Origin of the sequence: Rhizorhabdus phycosphaerae, from assembly GCF_011044255.1 — a bacterium.
In the GTDB taxonomy this organism is placed as follows: Bacteria; Pseudomonadota; Alphaproteobacteria; order Sphingomonadales; family Sphingomonadaceae; genus Rhizorhabdus; species Rhizorhabdus phycosphaerae.
Genome location: NZ_CP049107.1, coordinates 236,246 through 253,759, shown reverse-complemented (window position 1 = coordinate 253,759; position 17,514 = coordinate 236,246). Strand labels below are relative to the sequence as shown.

Genomic DNA, 17,514 nt, shown 5'->3' with positions numbered 1-17,514 from the left:
TCGCGTCCTTGCGGTCCGCAACAGGGCTCCGCGTCCATGCGATCAATGCGCCAGGAAAAGCGGCACGGGACTATCGTCGAGAAGTCGTTTGGTAACCCCGCCGAAAATCGCCTCGGCGAGGCGGGAATGCCCATAGGCACCCATGACGACATAGTCGCTGCGTTGATGACCGATCGCCCCCAGCAAAGTCTCGGCGATACTCTTGTCCCCCGCCTTCTCGGAAAGCACGTTCGGATGAACGCCATGGCGGGACAGATAGGATGCGGCATCGGCCACCGATCCAGCGGTCGAGCCATCCTCGATCTGGAGGAGGACGACCTGTTCCGCCTTGGCCAACAGGGGGACAGCGGCACGCAAGGCACGCTCCGCCTCGTTCGAGCCGTCCCAGGCGACCAAAGCCCGTCCCGCAATATTCAGGCTTCGCGCCGTGGCGGGCACGGCCAGCACCGGCTTACCGCTCTTGAGGACAAGCTCGGCCGCTGCCGCGCGCATGTCCGGGATAGGCAGGCCGTCGAGTCGGCGATTGAGGATGATGAGGTCGTTCAGGCTCGATGCCTTTGCCAGACAGGGCGCGATCTCGCCCGTGGCATCGAACCAGGTCCAGGAGACGCCTTCTTGCGCCAGGCGCTGTTCGAGATCTTCGCGATTGGCGGCCTCGCGCGTCTTTTCCTCGGTCAGCAGCATCGCGGTCCCTGCCCCGCCCGACCACGCGTCGGCTTCGATGACGGGCAATATCGCGACATCGACGCAATTGAGATGGCCGTCGAACGCACGCGCAAGATCCAGCGCAACCTGCAGCCGCGCCTCCTGTCCTTCATCGTCATGCACCAGCAGCAAGAAATTCTTCATCGGAGCCTCCGTCATCGGACGTTAGGGAAGCTGACCGATGCCCGTATCGGGCGACATCCGTTTTAATACGGACGCTTGGCTGACTCACCGGCACCAACGACAGGCTCTGCAACTAAAATGCGTACAGGCGCGCGGCCTTGATAGATCAGGTTGCATCCCCCCGTCTTTTTGAAGGGTTCCTTCGCTCGCGCATCGCTGTATAGGCACCGCTCCGAAGGGCCGGTCGGTACCGGGCCGCATTGGGGGAGCTAGATCGCCGGATGAGCTATCCGCAGAACCAGGGTTTGTACGATTCCCGCAACGAGCACGACGCGTGCGGCGTCGGCTTCATCGCGAATATTCGTGGCATTAAATCCAACGAAGTCGTGCAGCGCGGCCTGGAGATTCTGCTCAAGATCGATCATCGCGGCGCCGTTGGCGCGGACCCGCTGCTGGGCGATGGCGCCGGCATCCTTATCCAGATCCCCGATGCGCTCTTTCGCAACTGGGCACATGGTGCGGGGGTTACCCTGCCGCAGCCCGGCGACTATGCCGTTGCAATGTGCTTCCTGCCCCGCGACGAAGCCGCGCGCGACTTCGCAGTGTCGAAGTTCGAGACGTTCATCGCCAAGGAAGGCCAGACCCTCGTCGGATGGCGCGATGTCCCGGTCGACACCGCCGGCCTCGGCCAAGCTGTGCTCGACGAGATGCCGGTCATCCGCCAGGCCATCGTCGGCCGCGGCGCGAACTGTGCCGATCAGGACGCGTTCGAACGCAAGCTGCTCGTGATCCGCAAGCAGACGCAGAACCCGCTGGAGAAGCTCGCCGAGAAGCATGGACTTCCCGAGCTCACCGACCTCTACATGCCGTCCTTCTCGAGCCGGACCGTGGTTTACAAGGGTCTGCTGCTCGCCGGCCAGGTCGGCAGCTTCTACAAGGATCTGTCCGATCCGCTGACGACCTCGGCGATCGCCCTCGTCCACCAGCGCTTCTCGACCAACACCTTCCCGAGCTGGAAGCTGGCGCACCCCTATCGCTTCATCGCGCACAATGGTGAGATCAACACGGTGCGCGGCAATGTGAACTGGATGAACGCGCGCCGTCGCACGATGGAATCCGAACTGATCGGCGCCGACCTCGACAAGATCTGGCCGATAATCCCGCATGGCCAGTCCGACACGGCATGCCTCGACAATGCACTCGAACTGCTCGTGGCCGGCGGCTATTCGCTCGCTCATGCGGTGATGATGCTCATCCCGGAAGCGTGGGCCGGCAATCCGCTGATGGACCCCGATCGGAAGGCTTTCTACGAATATCATGCGGCGCTGATGGAGCCGTGGGACGGCCCCGCCGCCGTCGCCTTCACCGACGGCCGCCAGATCGGTGCGACTCTCGACCGCAATGGCCTGCGTCCGGCGCGCTTCCTCGTCACCGACGACGATCATGTGATCATGGCTTCGGAATCGGGCGTGCTTCCGATCCCCGAGGAGAAGATCGTCCGCAAATGGCGCCTCCAGCCCGGCAAGATGCTCCTGATCGACATGGAGCAGGGCCGGATCATCGAGGACGAAGAGATAAAGGCGAGTCTCGCCAAGGCCGCGCCCTATGCCCAGTGGCTCGAGGAGACGCAGTATAAGCTGAAGGACCTTCACGTCCTCGACGCCGACGAGATCGGCGAGACGCCCGCCCTGCGCAACGATCCCCGGTCGCTGCTCGATAGCCAGCAGGCCTTCGGCTACACCCAGGAGGACATCTCCAAATTCCTCGAGCCGATGGCGCGCAACGGCGAGGATCCGATCGGCTCGATGGGCACCGACACGCCGATCGCCGTTCTGTCGAACCGCTCGCGGCTACTCTACGACTATTTCAAGCAGAATTTCGCGCAGGTCACCAATCCGCCGATCGACCCGATCCGCGAGGAACTGGTCATGTCGCTGGTATCGATGATCGGCCCGCGCCCGAACCTCCTCGGCCGCCAGGCGGGAACCCATCTCCGCCTCGAGGTCGACCAGCCGATCCTGACCAATGAGGATGTCGCGCGGATCCGCTCGGCCGAGGCGCAGCTCGACGGTGCCTTCCGTACCGAGACGATCGACATGACCTGGGACGCGTCGGCCGGCGCCGAAGGGCTGGCGTCCGCGCTCAAGGAGATGTGCTGGGCCGCGACCGAAGCGGTGCTGGCCGACAAGAACATCCTGATCCTGTCCGACCGCGCGCAGGGCTCCGATCGCATAGCAATGCCGTCGTTGCTCGCCACCGCAGCAGTGCACCATCATCTGGTGAAGCAGGGCCTGCGGATGCAGACCGGCCTCGTCGTCGAAAGCGGCGAAGCGCGCGAGGTTCATCATTTCTGCGTGCTCGCGGGCTATGGCGCCGAAGCGGTCAACCCCTATCTCGCCTTCGACACGCTGGAGGAAATCCGCGTCCGCCAGGGGCTCGAGCTGAGCAGCTACGAGGTCCAGAAGAACTACATCAAGGCGGTCGGCAAGGGCATATTGAAGGTCATGTCCAAGATGGGCATCTCGACCTATCAGAGCTATTGCGGCGCCCAGATCTTCGATGCTGTCGGGCTGTCATCGGCGTTCATCGAGAAGTACTTTACCGGTACCGCGACCACGATCGAAGGCATTGGCCTCAAGGAAGTCGCCGAGGAGACGGTTCGCCGCCACGCGGCTGCCTATGGCGACAACCCGATCTATCGCAACATGCTCGATGTCGGGGGCGTCTATGGCTATCGTATCCGTGGCGAGGAACATGCCTGGACCCCCGAGAGCGTCGCGTCGCTCCAGCATGCGGTGCGCGGCAACAGCCAGGACCGCTACGCCGAGTTTGCCCGCTCGATCAACGAGCAGAACGAACGCGTCCTCACGATCCGTGGGCTGATGGAGCTCAAGAAGGCCGACAGGCCGATCAGCATCGACGAGGTCGAGCCGGCGTCCGAAATCGTCAAGCGCTTCGCCACCGGCGCGATGAGCTTCGGTTCGATCTCGCGCGAAGCGCATACGACGCTCGCCCTGGCGATGAACCGCATCGGCGGACGTTCGAACACCGGCGAAGGCGGCGAGGAAGCCGACCGCTTCAAGCCGCTGCCCAACGGCGATTCGATGCGTTCTGCGATCAAGCAGGTCGCCTCGGGCCGCTTCGGCGTGACGACCGAATATCTGGTCAATGCCGACGACATCCAGATCAAGATGGCGCAGGGCGCGAAGCCCGGCGAAGGCGGCCAGTTGCCTGGCGACAAGGTCGACAAGAACATCGCCCGCGTGCGCCACTCCACGCCGGGCGTCGGCCTCATCTCCCCGCCGCCGCATCATGACATCTATTCGATCGAGGATCTGGCGCAGCTGATCCACGACCTGAAGAACGTCAATCCGGGTGCGCGAGTCTCGGTCAAGCTGGTGTCCGAAGTCGGCGTCGGCACGGTTGCCGCAGGCGTCTCCAAGGCGCGCGCCGACCATGTGACCATCTCCGGCTATGAGGGCGGCACCGGAGCGTCCCCCCTCACCTCGCTGACCCATGCCGGCAGCCCTTGGGAGATCGGCCTCGCCGAGACCCAGCAGACGCTGCTCCTCAACGGTCTGCGCAGTCGGATCGTCGTGCAGGTCGATGGCGGCCTGCGGACGGGCCGCGACGTCGCGATCGGCGCGCTGCTCGGTGCCGACGAGTTCGGCTTCGCCACCGCGCCGCTGATCGCTGCCGGCTGCATCATGATGCGCAAATGCCATCTGAACACCTGCCCGGTCGGCGTCGCGACGCAGGATCCCGTCCTTCGCGCGCGCTTCAGCGGCCAGCCCGAGCATGTGATCAACTATTTCTTCTTCGTCGCGGAAGAGCTTCGCCAGATCATGGCGGAGATGGGCTTCCGCACGCTCAAGGAGATGGTCGGTCGGGTCGACCGGATCGACATGCGCAAGGCGCTCAACCATTGGAAGGCGCACGGCGTCGAACTGGGTCGCCTGCTGCACCGCGCCGAGCCGGCGATGGGCAACACGCTTCACCATTCGCAGTATCAGGACCATGGGCTCGACGGAGCCCTAGACAACGACCTGATCGCGGCCGCGGCGCCGGCGCTGGAAAGCGGTGAGCCGGTCGTCATCGAACGGCCCGTCTTCAACGTGAACCGGACCGTTGGCGCGATGCTCTCGGGCGAAGTTGCACGACGTTATGGCCATGAGGGTCTGCTCGAGAACACCATCACGATCCGCCTGTCGGGCGTCGCCGGGCAGAGCTTTGGCGCCTTCCTCGCCCATGGCGTGACCCTCGAGCTGACGGGTGACGGCAACGACTATGTCGGCAAGGGCCTGTCGGGCGGCCGCGTGATCGTCCGCCAGCCCGGCCATGTGAACCGCAACCCGCTGGAGAACATCATCGTCGGCAACACCGTGCTTTACGGCGCGATCGCGGGCGAGGCCTATTTCCAGGGTGTCGCCGGCGAGCGTTTCGCGGTGCGCAACTCGGGCGCGATCGCAGTCGTCGAAGGCACCGGCGACCATGGCTGCGAATATATGACCGGCGGCGTGGTCGTCGTGCTCGGCCAGACCGGGCGCAACTTCGCGGCCGGCATGTCGGGCGGTATCGCCTATGTCTATGACGCCGATGGGCTGTTCCGTCAGCGTTGCAACCTGGCGATGGTCGATGTCGAGCCGATCGATCCGGCGGCGGACGCCGACGTGGAGGAAGGCCGGCCGCAGCAGCGTGCGGTCAGCGTCCATGATTATGGCATGGGCGACATGCTCCGCCATGACGCCGCGCGGCTCCGCATCCTGCTCGAACGCCATCACCTCCACACGGGCAGCGCCCAGGCGGCTGCCCTGCTGGAGGATTGGGAGAATACGCTGTCGCGCTTCGTCAAGGTGATGCCGCGCGACTATCGACGGGCGTTGCAGCAGCTGGAGGCCGAGCGCCTCGCCGCCGCCAACGTCGCTGCCGAATGACCGGAGAATAAAGATGGGCAAGGCAACCGGATTTCTCGAGATCGAGCGCAAGGATCGCAGCTATGCGAAGCCGACCGAGCGCCTGAAGCACTGGAACGAGTTCATCGTTCCGCTGGGCGACAAGGAACTGCGCGACCAGGCCGCGCGCTGCATGAATTGCGGCATTCCCTTCTGTCACAATGGCTGTCCGGTGAACAACATCATCCCGGACTGGAACCATCTGGTTTTCGAAGAGGACTGGAAGAACGCGCTCGAAGTTCTTCATTCGACCAATAATTTTCCGGAATTCACTGGCCGCGTCTGCCCCGCTCCGTGCGAGGCGGCCTGCACCCTGAACATCCAGGACACGCCGGTTACGATCAAGTCGATCGAATGCGCGATCGTCGATCGCGGATGGGAAGAAGGCTGGATCCGGCCGCAGCTGCCGACCCGCAAGACGGGCAAGTCGGTCGCGGTGGTCGGCTCGGGCCCGGCCGGCATGGCCTGCGCCCAGCAGCTGGCGCGCGCCGGACACAGCGTGACCTTGTTCGAGAAGAACGACCGTATGGGCGGGCTACTTCGCTACGGTATTCCCGACTTCAAAATGGAAAAGCATCTGATCAACCGCCGGCTGGTCCAGATGGAAGCGGAAGGCGTCACCTTCCGCACCTCGACCGAAGTCGGCGTTCAGGTGTCGCTGGAATCGCTCCGAGAGAATTTCGACGCGATTGTCCTGTCGGGTGGCGCCGAAAAGCCCCGCCCGCTGGAGATACCGGGCTTCGAGCTTCAGGGCGTCCGCTATGCGATGGAGTTCCTCACCCAGCAGAACAAGCGCGTTGCGGGCGACGACGAGCTGCGCGCCGCACCGCGCGGGACGCTGACGGCCACCGGCAAGCATGTCGTGGTGATCGGCGGCGGCGATACGGGGTCGGACTGCGTCGGCACCTCCAACCGTCAGGGCGCCGCCTCGGTGACCCAACTCGAGATCATGCCGAAGCCGCCCGAGAAAGAGGCGAAGGCGCTGACTTGGCCGAACTGGCCGCTGAAGCTGCGCACCTCGTCCAGCCACGAGGAAGGCTGCGAGCGCGACTGGGCCGTGCTGACCAAGCGCGCGGTCGGCAACAACGGCCAGCTCACCGGGCTCGAATGCGTCCGCGTCGAATGGGTGGATGGCCGGATGCAGGAAGTGCCGGGCAGCGAGTTCACGCTGAAGACCGACCTGGTCCTGCTCGCCATGGGCTTCGTCGGACCGAATGCGGCGGGAATGATCGAACAGGCCGGCGTCGAACTCGACGCACGTGGCAATGTGAAGGCCGACACCAACGCCTATGCCACGAGCCAGGACGGGATCTTCGCCTGTGGCGACATGCGCCGCGGCCAGAGTCTGATCGTCTGGGCGATCCGCGAGGGCCGTCAATGCGCTCGTGCGGTCGACCTGCACCTGATGGGCACGACCGAACTGCCGCGCTGATATCCGGCTCGTCGGTTCGGCCGGCAGGTCAGGCGAAAACGGCCAGACAAAAAAGGGGCGCCGGATCGACCGGCGCCCCTTTAATTTTTGGGTTTGGCGCGCCTCAGGCGGCCTTGGCCCGGCTTGCGCGCTTGCGCTCATGCGGGTCGAGATGGCGCTTGCGCAGGCGGATCGACTTCGGAGTGACTTCGACCAGCTCATCGTCGTCGATATAGGCGATGGCCTGCTCCAGGGTCATCTTCTTCGGCGGCGTCAGGCGGATCGCGTCGTCCTTGCCACCCGAAGCGCGGAAGTTGGTGAGCTGCTTCGCCTTCATCGGGTTGACTTCGAGATCGTCGGTCTTCGCGTTCTCGCCGACGATCATCCCCTCATAGAGGGCCTCGCCATGGCCGACGAACAGGATGCCGCGCTCTTCGAGCGGGCCGAGCGCGTAGCTGTTCGCTTCGCCCGCACCGTTCGAGATCAGCACGCCGTTCTTGCGACCTTCGATGTTCCCCTTGTGGGGGCCGTACTTCTCGAACAGGCGGTTCATGATGCCGGTACCGCGGGTGTCCGACAGGAACTCGCCATGATAGCCGATCAGGCCGCGCGACGGTGCCGAGAAGGTGATGCGGGTCTTGCCGCCACCCGAAGGACGCATGTCGGTCATCTCGGCCTTGCGGAGATTCATCTTCTCCACGACCGTGCCCGAATATTCCTCGTCGACGTCGATCACGACCGTCTCATAAGGCTCTTCCTTGCCGCCCTGCTCATTCTCGCGGAACAGCACGCGCGGACGACTGATGCCCAGCTCGAAGCCCTCGCGGCGCATCGTCTCGATCAGCACGCCGAGCTGAAGCTCGCCGCGACCGGCAACGTCGAAGCTGTCCTTGCCCGCGCTCTCCGTCACCTTGATCGCGACATTGGACTCGGCTTCGCGGAACAGACGGTCGCGGATCATGCGGCTCGTCACCTTCGTGCCTTCACGGCCTGCCATCGGGCTGTCGTTCACTGCGAAGGTCATCGACAGCGTCGGCGGATCGATCGGCTGCGCCTTGATCGGAACCGAGACCGACGGATCGGCGATGGTGTTCGCCACGGTCGCGACCGTCAGGCCGGCCATGCAGATAATGTCGCCGGCCTTGGCCTCTTCGACGGGCACGCGCTCGAGGCCCTGGAAGGACATGAGCTTGGTCGCGCGGCCGGTTTCGATGATCTTGCCGTCGACGTCGAGCGCGTGGATCGGCTGATTGAGCTTCACCGTGCCGCTGTTGACGCGACCGGTCAGGATACGGCCGAGGAAGTTGTCGCGGTCGAGCAGCGTCACGAGGAAGCTGAACGGCGCTTCAAGATCGAGCTGCGGCGCCGGAACATGGTCCACGATCCGCTCGAACAGCGGGCGCAGCGTGCCTTCGCGCGCCTGCGCGTCTTCGCTCGCATAGCCGTTGCGACCCGAGGCGTAGAGAACCGGGAAATCGAGCTGCTCGTCGGTCGCGTCGAGGCTGACGAACAGGTCGAACACCTCGTTCAGCACCTCTTCGACACGCGAATCCGGGCGATCGATCTTGTTCACGACGACGATCGGGCGCAGGCCGAGGGCCAGCGCCTTGCCGGTCACGAACTTTGTCTGCGGCATCGCGCCTTCGGACGAGTCCACCAGCAGGATGACCCCGTCGACCATCGACAGGATGCGCTCCACCTCTCCGCCGAAATCGGCGTGGCCGGGGGTGTCGACGATGTTGATCCGCGTGCCCTCCCAGTCGACCGACGTGCACTTGGCCAGGATCGTGATGCCACGTTCCTTTTCGAGATCGTTCGAGTCCATTGCGCGCTCTTCGACGCGCTGGTTGTCACGGAAGGTGCCGGACTGGCGAAACAGCTGGTCGACCAGCGTGGTCTTGCCGTGATCGACATGCGCAATGATCGCCACGTTGCGGAGGCTCATGGTCGTAAAGGTCCTGACTGGAGGGATTTGCCGCGCGCATAGCGGAAATGTCGCGATGCAACAAGGGCGGCGTATCGTAGACGCCAGTCTGCGGGTCGCGTCGCGATCCACGAAAGGCAAAAAAAGGGCCGGTCCGAACGAACCAGCCCGAAGTCATTAGGAGAGGATGCCTGAAAGGCCCGTCCCTGTTGCTCCTCCCGACGCGATTCGACAAATGCGGATGCGTCAACGGCAATTGCAATTTCTGCAATCATCGATTGCAAGGGGGTTACGCCGCATGCGGCGCCGTATCGCTTGAATAATGCACCTCTTGCGGCCATCTTTGCGGTCAGCAAAGCACGAGGGAGACGCCGGCAATGGCCAGCACGACGACGACAGAGCAACCCGATCTGGTGCTGCAGCCGCCCGCACCGGTGAAGGCTCTCGCGCCGGAGAAGGCAGCTGGCCTCGTCCCGTTGCGAGACGAACAGCGGAGCCAGCTGGAAGAAAAGGTCGACGCGTTCGTCGATGACCTGGTGGCCCAGGACGTCAACAGCCCGGAGTTCGGCAAGCGGGTCGATTCGATCAGCAACATGGGCCGTCGCGAGATCGCCGAAGCGGCCGGACAGTCGAACCGCTTCCTCGATCGCCCCGTCAAGGCGATCGACGCGGACAATGGCGTCGGCGCCAATCTGGCCGAACTGCGCCGGACGGTGGAGGACCTCGACCCCGGCAAGCGAGACAATTTGTTCACGCGCAAGAAGCTGTTCGGGATCATCCCCTGGGGCGACCGGATGCGCGACTATTTCGACAGCTATCGGTCGGCGCAGAGCCACATCTCTTCGATCCTCAACAGCCTCGCTTCGGGCAAGGACGAACTGATCAAGGACAATGCCGCGATCGACGTCGAGCGGCAGAATCTCTGGGCGGCGATGGGCCGGCTCGAGCAGATGATCCACCTGTCGAAGACACTGGACGAGCGGCTCGAGGCGAAGGCGCTCGAACTCGACAGCAGCGATCCCGAAAAGGCGAAGGCGATCCGGGAAACCGCGCTCTTCTATGTCCGCCAGCGCACGCAGGATCTGCTGACCCAGATGGCGGTCACGGTGCAGGGCTATCTGGCGCTCGATCTGGTCAAGAAGAACAATATCGAACTGGTCAAGGGCGTCGACCGCGCCTCGACGACGACCGTTTCGGCACTGCGCACGGCCGTCACCGTGGCGCAGGCGCTGACCAACCAGAAGCTGGTTCTGGAACAGATCACGGCGCTCAACACGACGACCGCCAACATGATCGAGTCGACCGGCACGATGCTGAAAAACCAGACGGCCGAGATCCACAAGCAGGCCGCTTCGTCGACGATTCCGATCGAAACGCTGCAGCGCGCCTTCCAGAATATCTACGACACGATGGACACGATCGATCGTTTCAAGGTCGAGGCCCTGTCCTCGATGAAGCAGACGGTGAACGTGCTGACCAGCGAGGTCGAGAAGTCGAAGGGCTATATCGCGCGCGCCGAGGGTACCGCCCAGGGGCAGACCGAGCCGTTCAAGGCGCTGGAATAGGACAAGCAGAAGATGGTCGACAGCCGCGCCGCCATGGATCGCGCCGAAGAGGTGCTGGAGCGCATACGCTCGCGCACCACGCCCCGCGCGATCAAGGCGCACCGGCGCCGCGTCGTCGGCTTCTTTCGCCGGCTCCGCCTCGCCTTCTTCGCGGTGCTCGGTGTAGCGCTGGCCGGGGGCATCATCGGAGCCTTCGTGACGCCGCTCGGCATCTGGGGCTTCTTTCTGATGATGGTCGCGATGGCGGTCGTCTTCTTCGGCATCCTCGGCTGGCCCCAGGCGCCCGAGCCGACGCCGCAGCAGATGGCGAAGAGCGACCTGCCGCTTCTCCCCTCACAGACCGAACGCTGGCTGGAAGCGCAGAGGCTCGCCCTCCCCGCCCCGGCACAGAGACTGGCAGACGAGATCGGAATCAAGCTCGAAGCGCTGGGCCCGCAGCTGGCCAAGCTCGATCCGCACGACCCCGCTGCCCATGAGTTCCGTAAGCTCATGGCGGAAGAGCTGCCGGAGCTCGTCGAAGGCTATAAGCAGGTCCCCGAGGCCATGCGCCGCGTCGATCGCAATGGCAGTTCCCCGGACCGTCAGCTCGTCGAAGGATTGAAGGTGGTCGACGACGAACTGCGCCGCATGGGCGAGCAACTCGTCAGCGGCGACCTCGACAAGCTTGCGACGCAGGGCCGCTATCTCGAACTCAAATATCGCGGTGCCGACGATCAGCGCGACTGAGAGCGCGGCGTGGAAAGGCGGTCGGCCTTCCTGATCCCGTCATAGAGGGCCGCCATTGCATCGGGATAGCTCGGTCCCGCACAGGTCGTCAGCGCCTCCGGAAGCAGGATCCTGCGCCGGTCGGGAACGACGCGGCGCAGCAACGGATGTTCGAGCATCTCGGTGCCCCGATCGCGTACCACGCCTTTCTGTTCGACCAGCAGGAAATCGGGCCGCGCGGTCGCCAGCTGTTCGATCGACAGATAGGACAGCATCGGGCGACCGAGGCGGCCGGCGAGATTGGCAAGACCGGCATGCCGCATCATCTCGTCGATCAGCGTCCCCTGCCCGGTCAGATAGCCGCGCCGTTGATAATAAGCGGCAACGCGCCCCCGCCCCGGTGGTGGGCCGAGCGCCCGGAGACGCGCGCGCATGTCCGTGATCAGCGCATCGCCACGCTCCGGATGCCCTATCGCGGCCGCCACCTGACGCGTTACCCGCTCGATCGCCGGGTAATCCTCGGCCCGGTCCAGCGCCACGACAGGCACCCGACGGCGCCGCAGGACCTCCAGCGCGGCGGCGCTGCCGAAACCGGAGGTGAAGACCAGATCGGGGCGGAGCGTCATCAGTTCCTCCGCACTGCCCCGGACAGCGCGAAACGACCTGGCCCGCGCATAGGCCCATGACATGCCGCGATCCTGCGAGAATCGGTTGAGTGCGGCGATCTGCCCGGGATCGGCCAGCAGCAGCAGATACTGGTCCGCGCAGAGGCTGAGCGAGACGATCCGCCGGGGCGCCCCAGGCGTTGCAGATACCTTCGCACCAGTGGTGGGCGCCATGGACACCGTCGCCATAAGCGCGAAAATCATGGTCTTCACGAGGCGCCGCATCATCTTCTCTTGAAAGCAAGGCGCGTCTGCGGTCAAGCCGACCGACATGGCCTCCTCTCCCCCGCCCCGCGCGCTGCTGATCGCATCGCTGGCGATCCTCGCCCTGCTGCTGGCCACGGCTTCGCTGCTGACCGGCCCGACACGCTATGGGCTGCACGAGTTGCTGGGGATCGTCTCCGGCACCGGCGACCCGCTGCTGCGCGATGTCCTGATCGACCTGCGCCTGCCGCGCGCGGTGCTGGGACTGCTCGTCGGCGCGATGCTGGGATTGGCCGGCGCGGTACTCCAGGGCTATCTGCGCAATCCGCTGGCGGAGCCCTCGATCCTCGGCACGTCGAACGCCGCAGCGCTGGGCGCGGTGATCGCGCTCTATTTCGGGCTGTCGCAGATGCAGCCGGCCACGCTGCCGCTGCTCGCCATCGCCGGCGCGTTCATCGGGCTGGCGCCGCTGCTGCTACTCGCGCGGAAAGCGGAAAGCCCGCTTTCGCTGATCCTGGCGGGCATCGCGGTTGGCACGGCGGCAGGCGCGGGGATCAGCCTCGCCCTGAACCTCGCGCCCAATCCCTTCGCGGGGATGGAAATCATGAGCTGGCTGATGGGATCGCTCGAGGATCGCTCCTTCACCCATGTCTGGATTGCGCTGCCCTGCATCCTGCCCGCGATGGCCCTGCTCTTCCGGGATGGGCACGCGCTCGATGCGCTCACCCTCGGCGAAGATGCCGCGCGGACGCTGGGCATCGATCTCTCGGCGGTGCGTATCCGGCTGATGCTCGGCATCGCCATCGGCGTGGGAGCGGCCGTCGCCGTATCGGGTGCGATCGGCTTCGTCGGCCTCATCGTTCCGCATCTGCTGCGGCCCTTCACCGATCGGGCGCCCTCGTCGCTGCTGCTGCCCTCTGCTCTGGGTGGAGGCGCTTTGCTCTGCGCTGCCGATATCGTGGTGCGGCTGATTCCCACGTCGGACGTGGAATTGCGGCTGGGCGTCCTGACCGCCCTGCTGGGCGTGCCGATCTTCGTCTATCATCTGGCGCGAGAACGGCGCCTCTGGTGACTCGCGCTAGGCCGCCCGGTCCTGGTCGCCGGGTGCCGGATGGGCGAGATAGGCGAGCCGCCTGACCTCACGCCGTCCCCGCACCACCGTGGCGAGGATCAGCCCGGTATAGACGTTGAAGAAGGCGAGGATCATCAGGCCCGTCGCCAGCAGGGCCGTCGGCAGGCGCGGCACCAGCCCGGTCTCCAGATAGGTGATACCCAGCGGAACCGCGAGCAGGACCGCCAGCGCCGCGAGCAGCCCGCCGATCGCCCCGAAGAACAGCACCGGCTTCTCGATCCGAAACAGCGTCAGGATCGTCCAGAGGATGCGGAAGCCGTCGCGATAGGTGGAAAGCTTGGAGGCGGACCCTTCCGGGCGCGCACCATAATGGGTCACGACTTCCCCTACCGGCATCTGCAGCTCAAGCGCATGGATGCTGATCTCGGTCTCGATCTCGAAACCGGCAGACAGCACCGGGAAACTCTTCACAAAGCGTCGGGAGAAGACCCGATAACCCGATAAGATATCGGAAAAACTCCGACCAAAGAGGCGTGCCAATATGCCGGTGAGCATCTTGTTGCCGAAGCGATGGCCGCGACGATAGGCCTCCTCCACCTCGGACTTGCGAGCACCGACGACCATGTCGAGACGCTCGGCGAGCATCATGCGGATCAGTTCGGGTGCCGCCGCCGCATCATAGGTCGCGTCGCCATCGGCCATCACATAGATGTCGGCCTCGACATCGGAGAACATCCGCCGGACGACATGCCCCTTGCCCTGCATCCGCTCGGTGCGGACGATGGCTCCGGCGGCACGCGCGACCTCGACAGTGCGATCGCGGCTATTGTTGTCGAAGACATAGATGCGGGCGTCCGGCAGCGCCTTGCGGAAGCCGGCGACGGTCGCGCCGATCGCCGCTTCCTCGTTGTAGCAGGGCAGGATGACGGCGATATCGGGCTTCATGCGCGCGGTGATACTGGCGCCCGCGTCGCTTGTCATCCGTGCATCTCGCCGGCCGGTCGGGCGCGGCGCCACAGCAGAGCGGCAATCGAGGCCATCATCGGCAGCAGCCAGATGATCCGCGCCTGGTAACGCGGCTGAGGCTCCGACACCCCTCCCCCGAGAAGCGCGTTGACGACGGCCCCCAGCAGAAACAGGCCGAGCCAGAGAAGGAGGTCGCGCTCCGCCTGCGACGACGACCGGCCCCGTACCGTCCAGAGCAGAAGCACCAGGATCGACGCGCCGACGATCGCCCGCTGGAGGGCGGCGATGGCCGGCTGCGGCCAGTGATTGCGCCCACCGAGTGACGACAGCAGCGCGTCACGCTGCCGCGGCGGCAGCGACCGCCAGCACCGATCGCCCGGCGTGCAATGATAGTTGAGGATGTCGACCTCGAAGCGGAGAAACTGCCGGACGGCATTGGCAACGACGCGCCCACCCTGCGTGAGCGGATAATCGGCGAGAACGGCCAGGGCAAAGGCCGTGTCCTGATCGGACATCGCCCGCCGGGTCGCTGCGTCGGCGAACATATAGCCGCCCCTTTTCGGATCGTGCGACCAGAGGAACTCACCGGCGACGACCGACCGGCGATCCTTCCAGGCGCAGGCTGCGAAGGACGGGGGGTCGCAATGGCTGCGCAGATAGTCGAGCCCGGGGCCATCGGCCATGAAGCGTGCCGTGAGCAGCGGAACGAGCAGCGGCTTGCGGCCGAAGACATGCTCGACCACCACGCCGGTCACCAGAACCGACGCCAGGCCGATCGCAAGCATCGCCGCCGTCGTCGTGAAGGCTCGGCGCCATTCCGTACTGGGTCGCCGCGCGAACCGCATGGCGATGGGCAGAAACGCGAGCATCGCGCCGACCGTGACGACATGGGTCAAATGGGACAGCAGCGACAGCAGCAGCAGCAGGGCGACGCCCCGGCGTTCCCAGCGGCCCAGTCGGCCCCGCTCGGTCACCAGCAGGAGGAAGGCCAATATGCCCAATCCAGCGAGCAGGTCGGGCATCAGCAGGCCGGCAAAGAAAGGCAGCGATGTCCCCAAAGCGAGCATGGAGACGGTCATGATCACCGCGCCCGCGCTTTCGATGCCGAAGAGCCTGAGCGCCAGGCGAATGAGCCAATAGGCTGCCGCCGCCTGCATCAGCACGAACAGCCAGAAGCTTCCGAACAGGAAGGTCAGCCACAGCAGGGCCCCGAAATAGGGGGACCGTCCCGCCATGATGCTCTGTGTCGCGATGTCGTTCCCGCGAGCGGCGACATGATGGTCGGGTCGGGCAAGCTTCGCGCCGGGATCGAGCGCGTGCCGGTAATGCTCGGTCCACTCGGTCGAGACGCGGCGTCCGGAAAAGAGATAGGCTGCGCTGTCGGCCGCCCGGACATAGGATGTGGTGTCCGGGAAGAAAAAGGGCTGGCCGTTGACGAAGGCAGGCCAGGCAAGCGCGCAGATGCAGGCGACATGCAACAGCCAGCGCTGAATCATCCCTGCCCCCGAAAGCACGCCACACCCCGCGCCCGTCATCCGCGATCGGCCATGGCTTTGCAACCGATGTTGGGGCAGCATGAACCGGTGCATGAGGATTATGACCTGTTCGTCGAGATCGTCGACGCCGGCAGCCTCGCGGCTGCGGGCCGTCGGCTGCGGATTTCCCCCGCCATGGTCTCCAAGAGGCTCGCCCGGCTGGAGGCGCGTCTCGGCGCACAGCTCGTCCACCGCACGACGCGCCGGCTGCTGGTCACCGACGTCGGCCGGACCTTCTACGAGGATGTCAGCCGCATCGTCGAAGCGACGCGCGCCGCCGAGGCACGCGTGGCCGGCCGGATCGGCCAGCCGGGCGGGCCGCTGCGCGTTTCCGCGCCGACCTCTTTCGGGCGGCTCCACGTCGTCCCGCATCTCAAGGGCTTTCTCGACCGATATCCCAAGGTCGAACTGGCGATCGACCTCGACGATGGCTTCGTCGATCTGCTCGGCGAGCGCATCGATGTCGCCATCCGCATCTCTCCCCCGCCCGCCAAGTCGCTGGACGCCTGCCTGCTTGCGGAAAATCACCGGATCCTGTGCGCATCGCCCGCCTATCTCGCCAGCCATGGTGAACCGAAGACGCTCGACGATCTGGCCGACCACCGGCTCCTCGCCGCCGATCATCAATTGCCCTGGCGGCTGGAGGGGCCGGAAGGCCCTGCGACAATCGATGGCCAGAGCGCGGTCAGGACCAATTCCAGCGAAGTGGCCCGTGATCTTGCGCTGGCCGGGCTCGGCATCGCCCTGCGCTCGACCTGGGACATAGGCCTCGCGCTCCGGGACGGCCGACTGGTGCGCGTGCTTAGCGACGTGAGCGGCGCGACCGATGTCGCCATCTATGCGGTGCAGCCACGCGGCGCGCGCGATACGCCCAATGCCAGCGCGTTCATCGCGCATTTCCGCGACATCTTCTCGCCGCAACCGCCCTGGGATAGGTGATCGCCATGATCGAACGACTTCACGCCATCATGGCCCGCCTCCGCGATCCCGAAACCGGATGCCCGTGGGATGTCGAACAGGATTTCGCGACGATCGCGCCCTACACCATCGAAGAAGCCTATGAGGTGGCCGACGCCATTGAGCGGGGCGACATGGATGCCCTCCGCGACGAGCTCGGCGACTTGCAACTCCAGGTCGTCTTCCATGCGCGAATGGCGGAGGAGCGCGGCCTGTTCGATCTGCGCGACGTGCTCGACACGATCTGCGCTAAAATGATCCGCCGACATCCGCATGTGTTCGGCGACGGGCAAAGCCCCGGCTGGGAAGAGATCAAGGCCAGCGAACGCGCCGGCAAGAGCGCCGACAGCAGCGCATTGGCGGGGGTAACGGTTGCCCTGCCCGCCTTGCTGCGCGCGGAAAAGCTGCAGAAGCGCGCGGCCCGCACCGGCTTCGACTGGCCCGAGGCCGAGAGTGCGCGCGAGAAGATCGACGAGGAGATGGCCGAAGTCCTCGCAGCCGAGGACGACGCCCATCGTTTCGAGGAAATGGGGGATCTGCTGTTCGCGGTGGTCAACTGGTCACGCAAGCTCGGCATCGATCCCGAAGCGGCGCTGCGGGCTGCCAATGGCAAGTTCGAACGGCGCTTTCGGGCGATGGAAGCGATCGCGGGCGAAGCGTTCACGAGCCTCGATCTGGACGCGCAGGAAGCGCTCTGGGTACAGGCCAAGCAGGCCGAACGCGGCTGAGC

General features: G+C 65.3%; 12 protein-coding genes. 7 read left to right on the top strand and 5 right to left on the bottom strand.

Translation table 11 applies throughout. The features are described 5' to 3' along the window. Positions 1–42: 42 nt before the first annotated feature. A complete protein-coding gene (locus G6P88_RS01230; RefSeq protein WP_165321462.1) occupies positions 43–849 on the bottom strand; it encodes a universal stress protein in 807 nt (268 codons plus the stop codon). A 260-nt stretch (positions 850–1,109) separates the two neighbouring features. Between G6P88_RS01230 and gltB the strand changes: the two genes are divergently transcribed. Then, on the top strand, positions 1,110–5,762 hold the full coding sequence (gene gltB, locus G6P88_RS01225; RefSeq protein ID WP_165321461.1) for a glutamate synthase large subunit: 4,653 nt from the start codon (positions 1,110–1,112) through the stop codon (positions 5,760–5,762). Positions 5,763–5,775: 13 nt separating this feature from the next. Continuing rightward, positions 5,776–7,212: a glutamate synthase subunit beta gene (locus G6P88_RS01220; RefSeq protein ID WP_165321460.1), complete on the top strand. Its 1,437-nt coding sequence runs from the start codon at positions 5,776–5,778 to the stop codon at positions 7,210–7,212. A gap of 103 nt (positions 7,213–7,315) precedes the next feature. Here the strand turns inward: G6P88_RS01220 and typA are convergent, their stop codons facing one another. Then, a complete protein-coding gene (typA, locus tag G6P88_RS01215; protein ID WP_165321459.1) occupies positions 7,316–9,136 on the bottom strand; it encodes a translational GTPase TypA in 1,821 nt (606 codons plus the stop codon). Between the two features lie 356 nt (positions 9,137–9,492). Here typA and G6P88_RS01210 point away from each other — a divergent pair, with 356 nt between their 5' ends. Further along, positions 9,493–10,680, top strand: a complete 1,188-nt coding sequence (locus tag G6P88_RS01210) for a toxic anion resistance protein (protein ID WP_165321458.1) — start codon at positions 9,493–9,495, stop codon at positions 10,678–10,680. Between the two features lie 12 nt (positions 10,681–10,692). Beyond that, the gene (locus G6P88_RS01205; RefSeq protein ID WP_165321457.1) at positions 10,693–11,406 is read left to right on the top strand and encodes a hypothetical protein; all 714 of its coding nucleotides are present in this window, start codon (positions 10,693–10,695) and stop codon (positions 11,404–11,406) included. Here the strand turns inward: G6P88_RS01205 and G6P88_RS01200 are convergent. Further along, positions 11,394–12,254 (bottom strand): ABC transporter substrate-binding protein, encoded by an 861-nt coding sequence (locus G6P88_RS01200; RefSeq protein WP_165324825.1) that lies wholly within the window; start codon positions 12,252–12,254, stop codon positions 11,394–11,396. The two genes, G6P88_RS01205 and G6P88_RS01200, sit on opposite strands and share 13 nt — an antisense overlap. A 67-nt stretch (positions 12,255–12,321) precedes the next feature. Here G6P88_RS01200 and G6P88_RS01195 point away from each other — a divergent pair, with 67 nt between their 5' ends. Further along, positions 12,322–13,326, top strand: a complete 1,005-nt coding sequence (locus G6P88_RS01195; RefSeq protein WP_165321456.1) for a FecCD family ABC transporter permease — start codon at positions 12,322–12,324, stop codon at positions 13,324–13,326. A gap of 6 nt (positions 13,327–13,332) precedes the next feature. Here G6P88_RS01195 and G6P88_RS01190 read toward each other — a convergent pair whose 3' ends face one another. Then, positions 13,333–14,307 (bottom strand): glycosyltransferase family 2 protein, encoded by a 975-nt coding sequence (locus G6P88_RS01190; RefSeq protein WP_226946676.1) that lies wholly within the window; start codon positions 14,305–14,307, stop codon positions 13,333–13,335. After that, positions 14,304–15,788 (bottom strand): hypothetical protein, encoded by a 1,485-nt coding sequence (locus G6P88_RS01185; RefSeq protein ID WP_165321455.1) that lies wholly within the window; start codon positions 15,786–15,788, stop codon positions 14,304–14,306. The genes G6P88_RS01190 and G6P88_RS01185 overlap by 4 nt, the downstream gene beginning before the upstream one ends. Before the next feature lie 87 nt (positions 15,789–15,875). Here G6P88_RS01185 and G6P88_RS01180 point away from each other — a divergent pair, with 87 nt between their 5' ends. After that, positions 15,876–16,766 carry a LysR family transcriptional regulator gene (locus G6P88_RS01180; protein WP_165324823.1) on the top strand — a complete coding sequence of 297 codons (891 nt, stop codon included), beginning with the start codon at positions 15,876–15,878 and terminating at the stop codon, positions 16,764–16,766. A 5-nt stretch (positions 16,767–16,771) separates the two neighbouring features. Beyond that, entirely contained in the window at positions 16,772–17,512 is a 741-nt protein-coding gene (gene mazG / locus G6P88_RS01175; protein WP_165321454.1) for a nucleoside triphosphate pyrophosphohydrolase, read from the top strand. The last annotated feature ends 2 nt before the right edge of the window (positions 17,513–17,514 follow it).